Consider the following 16,442-nt stretch of genomic DNA (forward strand, 5'->3'; position numbering starts at 1 on the left):
ACGATGATTAGCGCCACTGATCTGCTATTCACGTACAGCACTGAACACCGGGGGTAAATCGATTACCCCAACAGGGTAGGGCGCTTTCCATCGCCCCTGACTTCTGGGAGTTCAGCATGAAAGCAATCGTATACAACGCACCGCGCGACGTGGCCGTCAAGAATGTCACCGATGCAAGAATCCAGAAACCAACTGATGTGCTGGTGCGCATCACCACCACCAACATCTGCGGGTCCGACCTTCACATGTATGAGGGGCGCACATCGTTCGAGGCCGGGCGTGTGTTCGGCCATGAGAACCTCGGTGAGGTGATAGAGGTCGGGGCAGGGGTGGACCGCGTCAAGGTCGGCGACTGGGTCAGCCTGCCTTTCAACATCGGCTGCGGGTTCTGCGAAAACTGCGAAAAAGGCCTTACAGGGTTTTGCCTCACCGCCAACCCGGGGACTGCCGGGGCCGCATACGGCTTTGCCGACATGGGACCCTACCAAGGTGGCCAGGCCGAGCTGTTGCGTGTGCCATACGCTGATTTCAACTGCCTGGTGTTGCCGGAGGACGCCCAGGAACGTGAAGATGATTACGTCATGCTTTCGGATATTTTCCCCACTGGCTGGCATGCAACAGAGCTTGCCGGCCTGCAGCCGGGCGAGAGCATTGCGATCTATGGAGCGGGCCCTGTCGGGTTGATGGCGGCTTATTCGGCAATCATCAAAGGTGCCTCCGAGGTGTTCGTGATCGACAACCAGCCGGATCGTTTGAGGCTGGCCGCGCAGCTTGGGGCAACCCCCATCAACGCGGTCGAGCAAAAGGCCGTGGACGAGATCATGAACCTGACCCACGGCAGAGGCACCGATCGGGGATGCGAATGTGTGGGTTACCAGTGCTGCGACAAGCATGGCCATGAAGCGAACTACCTCACCATGAACAACCTGGTTGCCTCAACCAAGGCTACCGGTGGCATAGGTGTCGTGGGTGTGTTCGTGCCAGAAGACCCGGGTGCGAAGAACGACCTGGCGAAGCAGGGCAAGATGGCTTTCGATTTCGGAGCGTTCTGGTTCAAGGGCCAGTTCATCCGCACAGGCCAGGCGAATGTGAAGGCCTATAATCGCCGCCTGGCGCAGCTCATTCATCATGGGCGCGCCAAGCCTTCCCAGATAATTTCCCATCGTTTGACGCTTGCTGAAGGCCCCGACGCCTACAAGCATTTTGATGCGCGCGATGATGGCTGGACGAAGGTGGTGCTCAAGCCTGCTGCCTGACTCGCACCCCGAAGCTTCCAGGGAAGGAAACTCGGCGAGGGAGGGGTTCGTCTGGTGAGCTAACTGGCACCTGCTTGAAACAAGCCCCGAACCACCTCCCTCATCCAGCGATTCCCGCTGTCTTGCTGGTAGCGCGCGTGCCAATGCTGCTTTACCGTGAAACCCTCCACTGCAAACGGGCAATCGTGCACCTGCAGACCATGCATGTCGGCAAGTGTCTGCCCGATGTGCCGTGGCAGCGTAGCCACCAGGTCGGTCGACCCGACAATCATGCCTAACCCCAGAAACGCCGGCAGCTCCAGCATTATCCTGCGTTCGATGCCGGCCCGTGCCAGCCCAGCCTCGAGCAACTTCTGCCCGGTCCCGGCACTGATTTGTACATGCCCCTCGGCCTCGTAGCGCGCCACGGTCATGCCTTTGCCCAGTCGAGGGTGTCGTGTGTCGCTCAAGCAGACCCAGTCCTGTTCGAACAACACTTGCTGATACATCCCCGCACCCAACCAAGGCACGAAGCCGATGGCCAGGTCCGCCTCGCCCGACTCCAGCGCGCTTTCGGTATTGCCATCTATGCGCGCCGCCTCCAGGCGAATACCCGGCGCATGCGTACGCAGGTGGTTGAGGATGCTGGGCAGCAGGGTGATATGGCTGGCATCACTGACGCACAGGCGAAAGCGCCGTTGCGCTGTGGCCGGAACGAATTGCGGCTCCCAGGTAGTCAGGCGCCGCAGCGATTCCAGCACCTCGCGGCATGGACCGATCAACTGGTCTGCCCGCGGGGTAGGGGCCATCCCCCCAGGGGTACGCACGAACAGCGGATCGTTGAGTTCTTCACGCAAGCGCCCCAACCAGATACTCACGGTAGGTTGGCTCTGGCCGAGCTGTTCGGCGCTGCGGGTCACACTACGGCATTGGTAAAGCACATCGAACAGCTGCAGCAGCTTGGGATCAGGCAAGGCATCGAGCGTACTCATTATTGCAAAACTCAATAGGACTATTGATCTCATTGTATAGCCGAAATAAGCCTCGCTGCATAAGGTGGTCGCAAACCACAGGAGGTCCGCGATTTGAAAATCTGCATTCTGGGCGCCGGCGCCCTGGGTTGCGCCATTGGTGCGGCCTTGAGCGAGGCGGGGCACGAAACCTGGCTGTTGAATCGTGGCCAGGCACATGTCGAGGCGATGAACCTGCGCGGGCTGCGGGTACAGGACGAGCGCGGCGAGCGGCAGGTCCGGGTTAGGGCGGCTTGCGATGCGGCAACCGTGGGCGTGGCGGACCTGGTAGTGGTGCTGGTCAAGTCGTTCCACACCAGCGAGGCGATTGCCGGTGCCAAGGCGCTGATCGGGCCGCAGACGCTGGTGCTGTCACTGCAGAACGGTCTTGGCCACGAAGACATCCTGGCCGAGGCCGTGGGGCGTGAGCGGGTACTGGCCGGCAAGACCTATGTCGGTGGCGTGCTGCTGGCGCCGGGTTCGATTCGTGCCGGTGTAGCAGGCAAGCACACCTTCATCGGCGAGCTCGATGGCCAACGGACCTCCCGTGTGCAGGCCATTGCCGAGGTCTTCAATGGCGCCGGGCTCGCCACCACGGTCAGCGACAACATTCTCGGCACCATGTGGGACAAGCTGCTGGTCAACGTCGCGACAGGCGCGCTCAGCGGCATCACCATGCTCAGTTATGGCCAGCTGTACAGCGAGCCGCTGCTGGAAAGCACCGCCAAGGCAGCGGTGAGCGAGGCCATCGCCGTCGCCGAGCGTGCCGGCATCCGCCTGAACCTCACCAGCCCGGACGCTGCGTGGCGCCTGGCAGCTGAAGGCCTGCCGGCAAGCTTCCGTACCTCGATGCTGCAGAGCCTGGAAAAAGGCTCGGTCACCGAGATCGATTTCATCAACGGCTCCGTCGTGCGCTGGGGCCAGCGCCATGGCGTGGCTACGCCGGTCAACGCGACCCTGGTTGCCTGCATCAAGGGTATCGAGCGCGCCATGGCCGATCAGCAGAAGGGAAGTAATCCATGAGCCAGCCAAAAGCCTACCTTGAACACGTTGCGTTCTGGGTGCGGGACATCCAGTGGCACATCCGCTTCTTCAGCGAGGTGTGCGGCATGACCATGCGTGAAATACAGGGCGACGTCGAGCAGCCTGCGCAGTACTGGACCCTCGGTGGCCTGCAGTTCATACACCAGCCGGACTTTGCCGGGCCGGAAGGGCGCATGGCACACCTGGGCATCATGTGCGAGGACCTCGAAGCTGCCCTGGCCGCCGCACAGCGCTTCGGCGTCAGCGAAATGCCCCAGGGCCGCAACTGGCTGCGCCTGCCTGACGGCCTGGCGGTCGAGTTCATTCAGGCAGTGCCGGCGAAATGCGTCGCCCAGGCTCTGGCCATCGACCCACGTGCAGAGGTGGTGGCATGAGCGTGGTTGAAAAATACTGGGACGATGCCCGTGAGGGCGATGAATGCATCAGCCCCACCTATACCGTGACGCGCGAACGCATCCTGGCCTACGCCGAGCTCACCGGCGACCATACCCCGGTGCATGTCGACGAGGCGTATGCCAACGCTAGCCACTTCGGCTGCCTGGTTGCCCATGGTCTGTTCGGCCTGTCGATCGCCGACGGCCTGAAGACCCAGTGCGAATACCGCTTTGTACCGGGCATGTCGCTGGGCTGGACGTGGGACTTCGTGCTGCCGATCAAGGTCGATGATGTGCTGCACGTGCGCATGCGCGTGGGGGCGATGCGCCCGAGCAACAGCCGACCGGGCTGGGGCATCGTGGTCTTGCCGTCGGAGCTGATCAACCAGCACGGCGAAGTCGTGCAGCGTGGCGAGCACCGGCTGATGGTGCCGAGGAGGGTGCAGGCATGAGCCAGGCATTGCCATTGGCGGGTATCCGCGTCATCGACTATAGCCACTTCCTGGCCGGGCCCTATGTGGGCCGCTGCCTGGCAGCACTGGGCGCCGAGGTGATCAAGGTCGAACGGCCGGGCAGCGGCGATGCCGGCCGCCAGCACGCGTTTACCCTTGATGAACAGCAGAGTGGTTACTTCCTGCAGCTGAACATGGGCAAGCAGGGCGTCAGCGTGAACATGAAGGACCCGCGTGGCAAGGCGTTCATGCAACGCCTGACCGACTCGGCCGATGTGTTCGTCGAAAACTATCGCCCCGGCGCCCTGGACAAACTGGGCCTGGGCTATGCAGAGCTGTCGACGCGCAACCCGCGACTGGTGTACTGCTCCATCTCCGCGTACGGCCATACCGGGCCGGATGCCCACCGCGCCGGTTTCGGGCTGATTGCCGAGGCCAAGAGCGGGATCATGCAGATGGTCGGCGTGCCAGGCGAAGCGCCGCCGTTGCTGCGCATTTCCCTGGGCGACATGTACACCGGCATTCATGCCGTGGCGGCGATCAATGCGGCGCTACTGGGCCGGGTGAGCAGTGGTCGTGGCCAGCACATCGACATGGCCCTGTACGACACGCTGGTGTCGATGCATGAATACGCGGTGCAGTGCTACACCTTGTCCGACGGCACCGTCCTGCCCGAGCAGACCGGCCATGACATGCCCACCTCCACCCTGTATGGCGTGTTTCGCGCGGCCGATGGCGACCTCGTGATCGCCGCCCAGGTAGACGACGCCTGGAAGCGCTTTGCCGCGATGCTCGAGGCCAACGGTGGCCCGCCCGGGTTCGGCAGTGACAACCGCTACCACAGCCTCAATGGTCGCAACACCCATCGGCAGGCGATCCTGGCCGTGGTGCGTGACTGGGTCGGTGCGCGCCGGGTAGCCGATATCCTGCAGTTGCTCGATGCCATCGACATCCCCAGCGCCAAGGTGCAGCGCATCGACGAAGTCGTGGCCGACCCGCAGATCCAGGCGCGCAACATGGTCATCGAGCAGCAGCACCCGCGCTACGGTACCTTGCGCCTGCCCAACCTGCCGTTCCGCTTTTCCGACTGCGATACCACGATCCACCAGGTGGCCCCGGACCTCGGTCAGCACAATGCCGAAGTGGCCGCCGGCCTAGGTTTCAGCCCTGAAGAAATCACCGCCATGCAAGCAGACGGTGTGCTGTTCACCCACGGAGATGCCCGATGAGCGACCGCTATGCAGTGATCGGCCGACCGATCAACCACACCAAGTCCCCGTTGATTCATGGCCTGTTCGCCCAGGCCAGTGGCCAGTGCCTGGAGTACGGCGCCATCGAGGGCGAACTCGAGGGCTTCGAGGCCCAGGTGCTGCAGTTTCGCGATGAGGGCGGGTTGGGCATGAACATCACCGCGCCGTTCAAGTTGCGTGCCTTCGAGCTGGCTGACCAGCGCAGCGAGGCCGCCCAGCTGGCGCGGGCGGCCAATGCACTGAAGTTCGAGGATGGCCATATCGTTGCCGAGAACTTCGACGGCATTGGCTTGTTGCGGGATATCGAGGAAAACCTCGGTGAACCGCTGGGCAATCGACGGGTACTGTTGCTCGGCGCCGGTGGCGCGGTGCGTGGTGCGTTGCTGCCGTTCCTGCAGGCAGGGCCGAGCGAGCTGGTACTCGCCAACCGTGACATGTCCAAGGCGCTCACCTTGCGCAACGAAGTGGATCATCCGAGGCTGCGCATCAGCCGTTATGAGGAGCTGGAGGGACAGTCCTTCGACATCGTGGTCAACGCCACCTCCGCGAGCCTAACCGGCGAGCTGCCGCCACTGCCCGAGGGCGTGCTGGGCGAGACGCGGCTGGCTTACGAGCTGGCGTATGGCAAAGGCCTGACGCCGTTCCTGCGCATGGCCCAGGCGCAGGGTGTGGCGCGCCTGGCCGATGGCGTCGGCATGCTGGTCGAGCAGGCGGCGGAGGCTTTCGCCTGGTGGCGCGGGGTGCGGCCAGAAACTCGGGCAGTGATCGATCGCCTGACCATTCCCCTCAAGTAGGATCACGGCCCCTGTGGCAGCGGTCGCTTTCGAATTGAGTTCTTTACGCGACAGCGCAGCCCACAGGGACCCTGCCAATCAGTAGGGCGGCGCAGGCAGTTCGGCCAACAGCCTTCTCAGCCCGTCGCTCCACTGCCTGCGTATCTGCTCGTAATAGGCATCGTCGCTGGTGATGCGCTGGCGTTTCGGTATTTCCAGGCTGTCCTTCTGATACACCAGCAGGTCCAATGGCATGCCCACCGACAGGTTGCTGCGAATGGTCGAGTCGAACGAGATCAGACCACAGCGCAACGCTTCGTCGAGTGGCATATGGTAGCCAAGGTTGCGATCGAGAATCGGCCGCCCATACTTGCTCTCGCCCAGTTGCAGGAACGGGGTGTCCGGCGTGGCCTGGAAGAAATTGCCCTGGGCATAGACGTTGTATATGCCCATGGGGCCACCGGCTATCTGGCCGCCGACAATGAACGAACTGCTCAAGTCGATTCCGGCCGACAGCTTGCTGCGATCACGGCTGACCACTTCACGCAGTGTATCTGCGACCAGTACCGTTGCATCGTAGAGCGTGGCAACGTTCAGCAGGTGGGGGCCGGGGCCCCGTGTGCGTTGCTGGAGCAGGTTCACCACCGATTGCGAGGTCGCCAGGTTGCCGGCGGTCTGCAGCACGATCAGGCGCTCCCCCGGCACGCCGAACACGAACAACTTGGCAAAGCTGGCGATCTGGTCGATGCCCGCATTGGTGCGAGAGTCGCTGATGAAGACAAGCCCGTCCGCCAAGTGCATGGCGACACAATAGGTCATGCTGTTTCCCTTTTTTTATGAACGGGTGCTGCGCCTGTCACTGGCGGTGCACGTGCACGCTGGCCTGCATCGATTCGGCGCCACCCCCGCGGCGCACGCCCCTGACCGGGCAGGCATCGAGGTAGTCCAGGCCCACTGCCAGCTTCAGGTGACGCTCTGGCCGAACAAGGCGGTTGGTGATGTCGAAGCTGTACCAGGCGTCATCGACCCAGGCCTCGGCCCAGGCATGGCTGGCCAGGTGCTGCTCGTCTTCGGTGCACAGGTAGCCGGAGACATAGCGTGCCGGAATACCCAGGCTGCGTGCGCAGGCAAGGAACGCGTGGGTATGGTCCTGGCAAACCCCGGCCGCGCCGTTGAACGCTTCGATGGCAGTGGTGCCCACCGATGTGGCGCCGGGGCTGTACGGCATGTGCTCGGCCAGGCCTTGCATCAGCCCGATCAGCGCCGCCCGGTCGCGGTGTTCGCCACAATGTCGGCTGGCGAAGGCCTTGAGTGCGTCATCGGCCTGGGTCAGGTGGCTGCCGCGCAGGAATGGCAGGGGGGAATGTTCGCCGGCCTCCTGCTCGCGCTCCGGGTCGATCTCCACCTGGCCGCTGGCGGTCAGCGCCAGGTGGCCATGGGGTTTGTCCAGGGTCAGTACATGCAGGATGTTGCCATAGGGGTCGATCTGGGCCTTGACCTTGCAGGGCAGGTCCAGTTGCCATTCATTGATGCGCTGGCGCTCGCTGCTGCGTGGTGTAAGGCGCAGGAACTGGATGCTGTTGCACACATCGCTGGCATAGCTGTAGGTAGTGTCGTGGCGAATGGACAGTTTCATACGACCTCCAGATAGGAGTGATGGACCGCCTGGCCCAGTTGATTGATGCGCCCGATGAAGTCGCTCAACCACGGGTGCAACCCCGCTTCGAGAATTTCGTCGATCGCGGTGTAGCGCAGGCGAGCGTTGAGTTCGGCGGCCATGCGTTGGGCGGCGCGCCCGGTGCTGCCGGGCAGGCTGGCGAGGATCTGGTCCAGTTCCTCGATACAGGCATGCAGCGAGCGGGGCACGTCGACCCGCAACAACAGCAGCTCCGATACCGGCCGTGCACTGGGCGCGGCGCGATAGAGTTCGTTGAAGGCTTCGTAGGAGGTCAGCGCGCGCAGCAACGCGCTCCATTGGTAATAGCCACGGGCGGAGTCATCGCTGACCTCCTCGGAGGCCTCACCGAACATTTCATAGCGTGCATCGAGCAGGCGCAGGGTGTTGTCGGCTCGCTCCAGGAAGGTCCCCAGGCGGATGAAACTGTACGCGTCGTTACGCATGATGGTGCCTGAGGTCGCACCGCGGAACAGATGCGAGCGTTCCTTGACCCAGTCGCAGAACTGGCTGATGCCATAACGGCCGAGGCCATTGCTGGCAATGTTGCGCATCTCGATCCAGGTAGCGTTGATGTTCTCCCACATGTCGGCGGTGATGCGGCCACGCACTGCGTGGGCATTGGTCCTGGCCGCCTGCAGGCAGCAATAGATGCTGCCGGGGTTGGTCGCGTCGAGGGCGAAGAAGTGCAGCATGCGCTCGGTGTCGAGTTCGGTGTGCCGGCGGCGGTAGTCGTCCAGCGTTCCGGATGCCAGCAGTGACATGGCCAGCTCGGCATGGCCGTCACTGCGGCCGGCCTGGGGCATCAGCGATAGCGAATAACTCACCTCGAGCATGCGCGCAAGGTTTTCTGCGCGCTCCAGGTAGCGCGACATCCAGTACAGGTCGGAAGCAGTTCTCGAAAGCATGGTTCAGTCCTCCACCACCCAGGTGTCCTTGGTACCGCCGCCCTGCGACGAGTTGACCACCAGCGAGCCTTCCTGAAGGGCCACCCGGGTCAGGCCGCCTGGCACCAGCCGCGTTTCACTGCCGGACAGCACGAACGGGCGCAGGTCGATGTGGCGCGGGGCGATGCCGTTGTCAACGAAGGTCGGGCATGTGGAAAGGCACAGGGTGGGTTGGGCGATGTAGGCGTGCGGACGGGCCTTGATGCGGGCGCGGAAGTCCTCGATCTGCGCACTGGTGGCCGCTGGCCCGACCAACATGCCGTAGCCACCGGAGCCCTGGGTTTCCTTGACCACCAGCTCGGGCAGGTGGGCCAGGACATGGGAAAGCTCTGCAGGCTTGCGGCACTGCCAGGTCGGGACGTTGTTCAGCACTGGCTCTTCGCCCAGATAGAAGCGGATCATGTCGTCGACAAAGGGGTAGATCGACTTGTCGTCCGCCACCCCGGTGCCTACCGCGTTGGCCAGCACCACGTTGCCGGCGCGGTACACCGAGATCAGCCCCGGCACGCCCAGCATCGAGTCAGGGTTGAACGACAGCGGGTCGAGGTAGTCGTCGTCCAGGCGCCGATAGATCACATCCACCTGTTGTGGACCGGCGGTGGTGCGCATGTAGACATGCTCGTCGCGGATGAACAGGTCCGCGCCCTCCACCAGTTCGATACCCATTTCCCGAGCCAGGAAGGCATGCTCGAAATAGGCACTGTTGAAGCGACCAGGGGTGAGCAGCACGGCGGTGGGGTTGTCCAGTGGGCTGGCGCTCTTGAGCGTGTCCAGCAGCAGGTTGGGGTAGTGGTCGATCGGGGCGATCCGCTGTGCGGCAAACAGCTCGGGGAACAGCCGCATCATCATCTTGCGGTCTTCGAGCATGTAGCTGACCCCGCTGGGGGTGCGCAGGTTGTCTTCCAGCACGAAGTAGCTGCCGTCCCCGTCGCGGACCAGATCGACCCCAGCGATGTGGGCATAGAGCCCACGGTGCAGCCCCAGGCCCTGCATGGCGATCTGGTAGCCTTCATTGGCCAGCACCTGCTCCGGCGGGATGATGCCGGCCTTGAGGATGCGCTGGTCGTGGTAGATGTCCTGCAGGAACAGGTTCAGGGCGTGCACCCGCTGGATGCAGCCGCGCTCGACCATGCGCCATTCACTGGCACGAATGCTGCGCGGGATGATGTCAAAGGGGATCAGGCGCTCGGTGTCCTGTTTGTCACCGTACAGGGTGAAAGTGATACCGGCGCGGTGAAACAGCAGGTCTGCTTCACGTCGCCGTTGCTCCAGCAGCTCCAGCGGGGTGTTTGCCAACCAGCGGGCGAACTCCTGGTAATGCGGGCGGCAACTGCCGTTCGTTTCGTACATTTCATTGAAAAATGCCCGGGACATACCCACTCCTTGCCGCCGTTGCCGGCAGCTTCATTGCGGTTCATCTACGTGTTTCAGGGTGCGGCCTTGCGGGTAGGTGGGTGCTGTGTCTGTGGCGAGCCTCGAATCCGATCAATTGCTGCGTTGTGCACGCAGAAGCCGTTGCAATGAAGGTGCCGAAAGCCCGGCGTAGTTCCGGGATGGCAACCATGGGGCGCTAAGGCTTTGAAATGGTAGGGGTTTATCGCCGCATACAATGATTGAGCCGCGTGCAGGGCACTGGAGCGGCCTGCAGGCATGCCTCAAAAAAAGGCGTGTCCTGCACCCAGCTGCAGTTTTTGGCCCGAATTGGAGCAAGCCAATCCTCGCCTCGGCACGAGCCTGTTGATTTTCCACAGTTTCTGTTTAATGTAGAGATACAAACATTTAATGTTGAGTAATCTACATGGTCGACTGGTCGCTACTGATCCTCGGATTGCCGACGGCCAATGCCACCGAGCGCATGCGTGCCTGGAGAAGCCTGAAGGCCTCAGGAGCCGCAGTGCTGAGGGATGGTGTTTACCTGCTGCCCGAACAATGTGCAGGCCGGGAGGTTTTCGCAGCAGTCGAGCGAGACGTGCTGGCTATAAACGGCACGGCATTTCTCCTGTCGCTGCCTGAGCGTGAAGAGCGCTTCAGCAGCCTGTTCGACAGGAGCGACGAGTACGCCAGGCTGATGGAAGAAATTGCAGGCTGCAGGGCCGAGTTGGCGCCAGAGAATGCGCTGCAGACCGCACGGCAGGTGCGCAAGCTCAGAAAGGCCTTCAGCCAGTTGGCGTCAACCGATTTTTTCCCGGGCGAGCCCAAGGCGCAAGCCGATGCGGCGCTGCAAGAGCTCGAGGCCGCGATTGGCCGCGCACTGTCTTGCGATGAGCCGAGTGCCCACGACGAGGCGATCACCCGACTGGAACGCAACGATTACCAGGGTCGCCTTTGGGCCACCCGCAAGCGCCCATGGGTGGATCGGTTGGCATGTGCCTGGTTGATTCGTCGCTTCATCGATGCCGACGCTCGATTCATCTGGCTGGACAGGCCTGAAGACTGCCCGGACGATGCGCTGGGCTTCGATTTTGATGGGGCCAGGTTCAGCCATGTCGGCCAGCGGGTGTCCTTCGAGACCCTCATCGAGAGCTTTGCCATACAGCAGCCGGGCCTGGCACGCTTGGCCGCAGTCATTCACTACCTGGATGTGGGAGGCAACCAGCCCTCGGAAGCGCCAGGCATCGAACGTGTCCTCGCGGGCTTGAGACAAGGCATTGGCGATGACGATCAACTGACAACGGTCGTCGGGGGCATCTTCGATGGCCTGCTGACGGCTTTCGCAAGTGAGGAAACCCCAAATGGTTGATAGCACCTCCGCAGTGGGCGAACAGCCACCATCGCAAGCGGTTCAGCGGCCGATCGGACTGTTCGAAGCATTCCTGTTCTGGCTCAAGCTGGGCTTCATCAGTTTTGGTGGGCCCGCCGGGCAGATTTCGATCATGCACCAGGAATTGGTCGAGCGTCGGCGCTGGATCAGCGAGAAGCGGTTCCTGCACGCGCTGAACTACTGCATGTTGTTGCCAGGCCCCGAGGCACAGCAGCTGGCCACCTACATCGGCTGGCTCATGCACCGCTCCTGGGGGGGCGTGATTGCCGGCGTGTTGTTCGTATTGCCCTCGCTGTTCATCCTGATTGGCTTGTCCTGGGTTTACATTGCCTTTGGCGAGGTCCCTGTGGTGGCGGGGATTTTCTACGGCATCAAGCCTGCAGTCACGGCCATCGTCGTCCACGCGGCGCACCGGATCGGCTCGCGCGCGCTGAAGAACGGCTGGCTGTGGGCCATGGCCGCAGCGTCGTTCGTGGCCATCTTTGCCCTCGATGTACCGTTCCCGTTGATCGTGCTGGTTGCCGGCATCGCAGGCTATGTGGGCGGTCGCTTAGCGCCAGGCAAATTCGTGATCGGTGGCGGTCATGGGGCTGCCAGGAACAGCTACGGCCCGGCCCTGATCGATGATGACACCCCTGCGCCTGAGCATGCGCGTTTTCGGGTGGGGCATTTGCTGCGCCTGGTGCTGATCGGCGCAGTACTGTGGACCTTGCCCATGGGGCTGCTGACGCTGGCGTTTGGCTGGGCCGGCACCCTGACGCAAATGGGCTGGTTCTTCACCAAGGCCGCACTTTTGACCTTCGGTGGCGCCTACGCCGTCCTGCCCTATGTGTATCAGGGCGCCGTCGGGCATTACGGCTGGCTGTCACCCACCCAGATGATCGATGGCCTTGCCTTGGGAGAAACCACGCCAGGTCCATTGATCATGGTGGTGGCCTTCGTCGGCTTCGTCGGTGGCTACGTGCATCCGATGTTCGGTGAGCAACACCCGTTCCTGGCTGGTGCAGTCGCGGCGAGCCTCGTCACCTGGTTCACCTTCCTGCCGTCGTTCCTGTTCATCCTCGCCGGTGGCCCGTTGGTGGAATCGACCCACAACGAGATGAAGTTCACCGCACCACTGACGGGTATCACGGCCGCAGTCGTGGGGGTGATCCTGAACCTTGCCATGTTCTTCGGCTACCACGTGCTCTGGCCAAAGGGTTTCAGTGGGGCGTTCGACTGGCCTTCCGCGTTGATCGCCATTGCGGCCGCCGTGGCGCTGTTCCGCTTCAAGCGTGGCGTGATCCAGGTACTGTTCAGCTGCGCCCTGGCCGGCGTGGCGGCCCATATGTTGCGAGGTTGATACCGGTTGCCGGCCGACATCGTCGGCCGGCTTTCCATGATTCAGAAGGTGTAGGTCACCCGCCCGAAGTAATACCCGCCGGTAAAGCCATAGGGCGAGTACACCCCGTATCCCTTGGCGGGGCGCCAGGCGCCCCTGCCTGGTCAACCCAAGAGCCTGTGCCCAGCCACCGCGCCGAAAAGCTCGACGGGTTCCTGCAGGTTGCCCAGGTAACGTGGATGGAACAGCCACAGGTCTACCTGCGGCTTGAAATCACTGACGTTGATCACATCCAGCGCATCGCGGTGGTGGCTGGCCTGCAATAGTGGTTCGGGCACCAGACCCAGGCCCTGGCCATTGGCGACCAGGCCCAGTTGCAACTCGGTGCCGAAGGTTTCCAGGTTGATCGACAGGCTCAGGCCCTGTTCGCTCAGCGCCCGCTGCAGGCCGGCGCGGAAACCACAGCCATCGGGGTTGAGCACCCAGCCACGGGTGTAGCAGTCCTTGAGCTTGTAGCTGCGCTTGGTGACGCTGCCCTTGGCAGCTACCACTTTCAGCGACATGCGTGCGATCGAACGGCTGGCGATGCCTTCCGGGAAGATCTTGCCCGGTGGGAACAGCGCGGCGGCTGCGTCCAGTTCGGCGTTTTCCATGCGCGCGATGAGGCTGCTGCCCCAACCGCTGCTGACCTGGGTGCGCAATTGCGGGTAGGCCTCGCGAATCTGCGCCAGCGCATCTAGCAGCACCACGTCACCCAAGGTCTGCGGCACACCCAGGCGCACGGTGCCAGAAGGGGCGCCATCGTTGGCCACCAGTTCGCGCAGCGAGTCGATCTCGCGCAGGATCGCCTTGCACTGCTCGTAAACCCGCAGGCCCATGGGGGTGGGCTTGAGCGGCTTGGTGTTGCGGTCGAGCAGGGTGGCGCCGAGGTCTTCCTCGAAGTTCTGCACCCGGCGGGTAATCGCCGGTTGCGTCAGTTGCAAGGCCTCGGCGGCGAGGTTGGTGGACTGGCAACGAATGACCGCGACGAAGGCGTCCATATCATCGATTTTCATAACTGGCGCTCACAGGGTCGGATGGAAAATGAGCCATTAGCATAATCTGCCTGACGGGTAATGCTAACGGTTCGAATTTTATAGATGAAAACACATATTAGGTTGTTACTAAAATAAATTTAATTTATCTGATGGTTCTCGCTGGAGTCGCCTGGCACGGGTAGCATGAGGCTGCCTGCCCAAATACCGAGCAACGCCATGTCCATCCGATCGAAGCTGCTGACCCTGGCCGCGGCCCTGCTGCTGGCCAGTCAGGCCGGCGCCGCTGAGCGCCTGACCCTGCGCATCGTCGACCAGAAGGGCAACATGCGCGCCCAGCTGGAAGCCGCAGGCGCCTTGCGCGACCTGCCTTACGACATCCACTGGGTCGAGTTCCCCGCTGCCGCGCCGCTGGCCGAGGCGCTCAATGCCGGGGCGATCGATGCCGGCATAATCGGCGCTGCTGGTGCGTCCTGATGCGCAGCTGCACAGCGCGGCCGAGCTCAAAGGCAAGCGCATCGCCACCGGTCGCGGGTCGATCGGCCATCATCTGGCCCTCAAGGCACTGGATCAGGTCGGCTTGAGCGAGAAGGATGTTGAGTTCCGCTTCCTCGGGCCGGTGGACGCCGGCGTAGCTACGACGTGCAGCCTGTGAAGCCGGAGAACCTGGCCGAGCAGCAGCGCATCGCCGATGCGTTCTACCGCGAAGGGTTATTGCCCAAGGCGGTGGATGCCAAGGCGGTGAGCTTGTATGAGCCGGTTGCAGACTAGCGTGGGTAGTCTGTCTGGTTTGTTCTATCTTCTTTTCAATGTCCGCTTTCAGGCGAAAGCGGTCACTATCAACTAATGGATTTGGCCATTTCCGAGGTTCCAGTCCAACCGGTTTGCTCGTAGACAGGTTTACCCGTCTCGGTGGCGTGCAGGACAGCGAAGGTGATGCCTCGGCGGGCGAACTCGGCGTCGGCTGCCTGCATCAAGGCTGAAGCCAGGCCACGGCGGCGGTAGGCCGGCTGGACGAACACATTCAGCACGTACCCACGCTTGTCCAGGGTCGGGTGCGATGGATGGGGAGGCCAATCAATACTCATCAGGCCAATGGCTGCGATCGCTTGGTCGCCATCCAGGAGCTTGAAACCGTAGTACCGACCGTCAGCAAGCCGCTCCTCCAACCATGGCCGAAAGTGCTGAGTCATGACTTGCAGTTTTTCAGGATCGCCACCTGCCTCAAGAAACATCTCCTGGCGATGCGAGCAGATCATTTCTGCGTCAGCGGGCCCGACCGGGCGGCAGGCCAAGCCTGAAAACTCTCCGCATCCTTGTAGTTCGCTCATCGTTTATCCAGTGTCGGTGGCCGATTCAGGAGAAGGCAGCCTATGGCACCTTCAGGCCTGTTTGCAATGGCTTGGTTCAATGCCCGCCGGGCCAAAAGAACCAATGGCTAACGATCGACCTTGGCAAACCATTCAGCTCGTGTCATCTCCCATATTTCGACGCGCATCGGCCCGCAGACAAAATCACCTTCTCGTACGCCGACCATACGCATACCCTCATGCTCCGAGACCCTGCGTGAAGTGTGGTTGGCAACCGCTTTGGGAACCTGCATGACCGGCCGCGACAATGTCTCGAACCAATACGCGTTGATGACCCGGCATGCTTCGCGCATATAGCCTTTTCCCCACCACTGCGGTGCAAGCCAGAAGCCTCTGTTGTTACCCGGCTGCTCAAACAAACTGATGCTGCCAAGGATGCACTCGGCATCGTCGCGCCTGCGGATCATCCAATGCCATTCACGACACGCTGCCATGGCTGGCAGGGCGACATCGCGTACATATACCAGCGCACCATCTTCTGGATATGGCCATGGAACACGACGATCCAGATAGCGCACTACCTCCCATTGCGGAAACAACTTCTGAATGAAGGGGGCATCCTTCAACTGGAGTGGCGTGAGGACAAGGCGATCGGTGAGCAGTGTCGGAAGGCGATCCATGGCATTCGTTCCTGGGCATCCTTGCGGAGGGCTTTCAATCTGTTATCGACCCATCGTCGGCAAGCGCGGCTCCCACAGGTACAGCGCATGCCTGAAGGCTGGTCATATTCCTGTGAGAGCTGGCTTGCCGGCGATGAGGCCTGCACTGGCAACAGGGCTTTTCCGAAACTTGAGCCTTTCGGTGGCCATCCGGGCTCGTCATAAGCCCGGCGCCACGTGACACTACTGGGGAACGGCAGCGGTAATGATCACTTCCACCAGCAGCTGCGGATCTGCCAGCTTCGCCTCGCCGCAGGCTCGCGCCGGTGCATGGCCGCTGGGTACCCAGGCATCCCATACGGTATTCATCTCGTCAAAGTCTGCCATGTCGGCCAACCAGATAATGGCCTGAAGCAGGTGCTGGCGAGTGGTGCCGGCCTCATCGAGCAGTGCATCGACCCGCGCCAGGGCTTCTCGGGTCTGTTCCGCCACCGTCTGGCCGGTCTCGCCGACCTGGCCGGCAAGATAGACGGTGTCGCGGTGGATCACGATCTGGCTCATGCGCGGGTCGATCTGTTTGCGTTGAATGGTCATGGG

Annotated in this window: 17 protein-coding genes and 2 pseudogenes; 10 read left to right on the forward strand and 9 right to left on the reverse strand. The window is 62.3% G+C overall.

What is annotated here, in order from left to right:
* Nucleotides 1-116 precede the first annotated feature (116 nt).
* Nucleotides 117-1,256, forward strand: coding sequence for a glutathione-independent formaldehyde dehydrogenase (locus CAF92_RS00660; protein WP_085598452.1), 1,140 nt, complete (start codon nucleotides 117-119; stop codon nucleotides 1,254-1,256).
* 59 nt (nucleotides 1,257-1,315) lie between these two features.
* Here the strand turns inward: CAF92_RS00660 and CAF92_RS00665 are convergent, their stop codons facing one another.
* The gene (locus CAF92_RS00665) at nucleotides 1,316-2,227 is read right to left on the reverse strand and encodes a LysR family transcriptional regulator (protein ID WP_046613790.1); all 912 of its coding nucleotides are present in this window, start codon (nucleotides 2,225-2,227) and stop codon (nucleotides 1,316-1,318) included.
* Nucleotides 2,228-2,320: 93 nt separating this feature from the next.
* Here CAF92_RS00665 and CAF92_RS00670 point away from each other — a divergent pair, with 93 nt between their 5' ends.
* From CAF92_RS00670 to aroE, 5 genes are read left to right on the forward strand one after another with little or no spacing between them, the layout of a single operon-like run.
* Nucleotides 2,321-3,268, forward strand: a complete 948-nt coding sequence (locus CAF92_RS00670) for a ketopantoate reductase family protein (RefSeq protein WP_085598454.1) — start codon at nucleotides 2,321-2,323, stop codon at nucleotides 3,266-3,268.
* A complete protein-coding gene (locus CAF92_RS00675) occupies nucleotides 3,265-3,663 on the forward strand; it encodes a VOC family protein (RefSeq protein WP_085598456.1) in 399 nt (132 codons plus the stop codon). Before CAF92_RS00670 ends, CAF92_RS00675 begins: the two co-directional genes overlap by 4 nt.
* Nucleotides 3,660-4,115: a MaoC family dehydratase gene (locus CAF92_RS00680; RefSeq protein WP_046613787.1), complete on the forward strand. Its 456-nt coding sequence runs from the start codon at nucleotides 3,660-3,662 to the stop codon at nucleotides 4,113-4,115. Before CAF92_RS00675 ends, CAF92_RS00680 begins: the two co-directional genes overlap by 4 nt.
* Nucleotides 4,112-5,344: a CaiB/BaiF CoA-transferase family protein gene (locus tag CAF92_RS00685; RefSeq protein ID WP_046613786.1), complete on the forward strand. Its 1,233-nt coding sequence runs from the start codon at nucleotides 4,112-4,114 to the stop codon at nucleotides 5,342-5,344. The genes CAF92_RS00680 and CAF92_RS00685 overlap by 4 nt, the downstream gene beginning before the upstream one ends.
* On the forward strand, nucleotides 5,341-6,159 hold the full coding sequence (aroE, locus tag CAF92_RS00690; protein ID WP_085598458.1) for a shikimate dehydrogenase: 819 nt from the start codon (nucleotides 5,341-5,343) through the stop codon (nucleotides 6,157-6,159). Before CAF92_RS00685 ends, aroE begins: the two co-directional genes overlap by 4 nt.
* A 78-nt stretch (nucleotides 6,160-6,237) precedes the next feature.
* On the opposite strand, the gene CAF92_RS00695 is transcribed toward aroE, so the two are convergent.
* The 4 genes from CAF92_RS00695 to CAF92_RS00710 are packed head-to-tail and all read right to left on the reverse strand — an operon-like array spanning nucleotide 6,238 to nucleotide 10,134.
* Nucleotides 6,238-6,957 carry a proteasome-type protease gene (locus CAF92_RS00695; RefSeq protein WP_046613784.1) on the reverse strand — a complete coding sequence of 240 codons (720 nt, stop codon included), beginning with the start codon at nucleotides 6,955-6,957 and terminating at the stop codon, nucleotides 6,238-6,240.
* 37 nt (nucleotides 6,958-6,994) lie between these two features.
* The gene (locus CAF92_RS00700) at nucleotides 6,995-7,774 is read right to left on the reverse strand and encodes a transglutaminase family protein (protein ID WP_085598460.1); all 780 of its coding nucleotides are present in this window, start codon (nucleotides 7,772-7,774) and stop codon (nucleotides 6,995-6,997) included.
* Nucleotides 7,771-8,721, reverse strand: a complete 951-nt coding sequence (locus tag CAF92_RS00705) for an alpha-E domain-containing protein (RefSeq protein ID WP_015270105.1) — start codon at nucleotides 8,719-8,721, stop codon at nucleotides 7,771-7,773. Before CAF92_RS00705 ends, CAF92_RS00700 begins: the two co-directional genes overlap by 4 nt.
* A 3-nt stretch (nucleotides 8,722-8,724) precedes the next feature.
* The gene (locus CAF92_RS00710; RefSeq protein ID WP_046613782.1) at nucleotides 8,725-10,134 is read right to left on the reverse strand and encodes a circularly permuted type 2 ATP-grasp protein; all 1,410 of its coding nucleotides are present in this window, start codon (nucleotides 10,132-10,134) and stop codon (nucleotides 8,725-8,727) included.
* Nucleotides 10,135-10,558: 424 nt separating this feature from the next.
* On the opposite strand from CAF92_RS00710, the gene CAF92_RS00715 reads away from it, so the two are divergent.
* Entirely contained in the window at nucleotides 10,559-11,500 is a 942-nt protein-coding gene (locus CAF92_RS00715; protein ID WP_085598462.1) for a chromate resistance protein ChrB domain-containing protein, read from the forward strand.
* Complete coding sequence (gene chrA / locus CAF92_RS00720; protein WP_085598464.1) at nucleotides 11,493-12,863, forward strand: chromate efflux transporter; 1,371 nt, start codon at nucleotides 11,493-11,495, stop codon at nucleotides 12,861-12,863. Before CAF92_RS00715 ends, chrA begins: the two co-directional genes overlap by 8 nt.
* 143 nt (nucleotides 12,864-13,006) lie before the next feature.
* On the opposite strand, the gene CAF92_RS00725 is transcribed toward chrA, so the two are convergent.
* Entirely contained in the window at nucleotides 13,007-13,897 is an 891-nt protein-coding gene (locus CAF92_RS00725) for a LysR family transcriptional regulator (protein WP_085598466.1), read from the reverse strand.
* Nucleotides 13,898-14,095: 198 nt separating this feature from the next.
* Here CAF92_RS00725 and CAF92_RS00730 point away from each other — a divergent pair.
* Nucleotides 14,096-14,513, forward strand: a pseudogene (locus CAF92_RS00730) (aliphatic sulfonates ABC transporter substrate-binding protein); the annotation flags it as partial.
* Nucleotides 14,504-14,647, forward strand: a pseudogene (locus CAF92_RS27755) (ABC transporter substrate-binding protein); the annotation flags it as partial. The pseudogenes CAF92_RS00730 and CAF92_RS27755, both read left to right, overlap by 10 nt.
* 68 nt (nucleotides 14,648-14,715) lie before the next feature.
* Here the strand turns inward: CAF92_RS27755 and CAF92_RS00735 are convergent.
* The 3 genes from CAF92_RS00735 to CAF92_RS00745 all read right to left on the reverse strand — a co-directional run bounded on the left by CAF92_RS00735 (nucleotide 14,716) and on the right by CAF92_RS00745 (nucleotide 16,439).
* On the reverse strand, nucleotides 14,716-15,207 hold the full coding sequence (locus tag CAF92_RS00735) for a GNAT family N-acetyltransferase (protein WP_085598468.1): 492 nt from the start codon (nucleotides 15,205-15,207) through the stop codon (nucleotides 14,716-14,718).
* 107 nt (nucleotides 15,208-15,314) lie between these two features.
* On the reverse strand, nucleotides 15,315-15,866 hold the full coding sequence (locus tag CAF92_RS00740) for a GNAT family N-acetyltransferase (RefSeq protein ID WP_085598470.1): 552 nt from the start codon (nucleotides 15,864-15,866) through the stop codon (nucleotides 15,315-15,317).
* A 222-nt stretch (nucleotides 15,867-16,088) separates the two neighbouring features.
* Nucleotides 16,089-16,439 (reverse strand): RidA family protein, encoded by a 351-nt coding sequence (locus tag CAF92_RS00745; protein WP_085598472.1) that lies wholly within the window; start codon nucleotides 16,437-16,439, stop codon nucleotides 16,089-16,091.
* Between the last annotated feature and the right edge of the window lie 3 nt (nucleotides 16,440-16,442).

The organism is Pseudomonas sp. B10(2017) (assembly GCF_002113295.1).
GTDB lineage: Bacteria > Pseudomonadota > Gammaproteobacteria > Pseudomonadales > Pseudomonadaceae > Aquipseudomonas > Aquipseudomonas pudica.

Bases quoted from the DNA above. Each gene is read 5' to 3' on its own strand.
- CAF92_RS00710 (WP_046613782.1), bottom strand. From the start codon at position 10,134: ATGTCCCGGGCATTTTTCAATGAAATGTACGAAACGAACGGCAGTTGC.
- CAF92_RS00715 (WP_085598462.1), top strand. From the start codon at position 10,559: ATGGTCGACTGGTCGCTACTGATCCTCGGATTGCCGACGGCCAATGCC.
- CAF92_RS00725 (WP_085598466.1), bottom strand. From the start codon at position 13,897: ATGAAAATCGATGATATGGACGCCTTCGTCGCGGTCATTCGTTGCCAG.
- CAF92_RS00695 (WP_046613784.1), bottom strand. From the start codon at position 6,957: ATGACCTATTGTGTCGCCATGCACTTGGCGGACGGGCTTGTCTTCATC.
- CAF92_RS00665 (WP_046613790.1), bottom strand. From the start codon at position 2,227: ATGAGTACGCTCGATGCCTTGCCTGATCCCAAGCTGCTGCAGCTGTTC.
- CAF92_RS00660 (WP_085598452.1), top strand. From the start codon at position 117: ATGAAAGCAATCGTATACAACGCACCGCGCGACGTGGCCGTCAAGAAT.
- CAF92_RS00735 (WP_085598468.1), bottom strand. From the start codon at position 15,207: ATGAGCGAACTACAAGGATGCGGAGAGTTTTCAGGCTTGGCCTGCCGC.
- CAF92_RS00745 (WP_085598472.1), bottom strand. From the start codon at position 16,439: ATGACCATTCAACGCAAACAGATCGACCCGCGCATGAGCCAGATCGTG.
- CAF92_RS00680 (WP_046613787.1), top strand. From the start codon at position 3,660: ATGAGCGTGGTTGAAAAATACTGGGACGATGCCCGTGAGGGCGATGAA.
- CAF92_RS00705 (WP_015270105.1), bottom strand. From the start codon at position 8,721: ATGCTTTCGAGAACTGCTTCCGACCTGTACTGGATGTCGCGCTACCTG.
- CAF92_RS00740 (WP_085598470.1), bottom strand. From the start codon at position 15,866: ATGGATCGCCTTCCGACACTGCTCACCGATCGCCTTGTCCTCACGCCA.
- chrA (WP_085598464.1), top strand. From the start codon at position 11,493: ATGGTTGATAGCACCTCCGCAGTGGGCGAACAGCCACCATCGCAAGCG.
- CAF92_RS00675 (WP_085598456.1), top strand. From the start codon at position 3,265: ATGAGCCAGCCAAAAGCCTACCTTGAACACGTTGCGTTCTGGGTGCGG.
- aroE (WP_085598458.1), top strand. From the start codon at position 5,341: ATGAGCGACCGCTATGCAGTGATCGGCCGACCGATCAACCACACCAAG.
- CAF92_RS00700 (WP_085598460.1), bottom strand. From the start codon at position 7,774: ATGAAACTGTCCATTCGCCACGACACTACCTACAGCTATGCCAGCGAT.
- CAF92_RS00685 (WP_046613786.1), top strand. From the start codon at position 4,112: ATGAGCCAGGCATTGCCATTGGCGGGTATCCGCGTCATCGACTATAGC.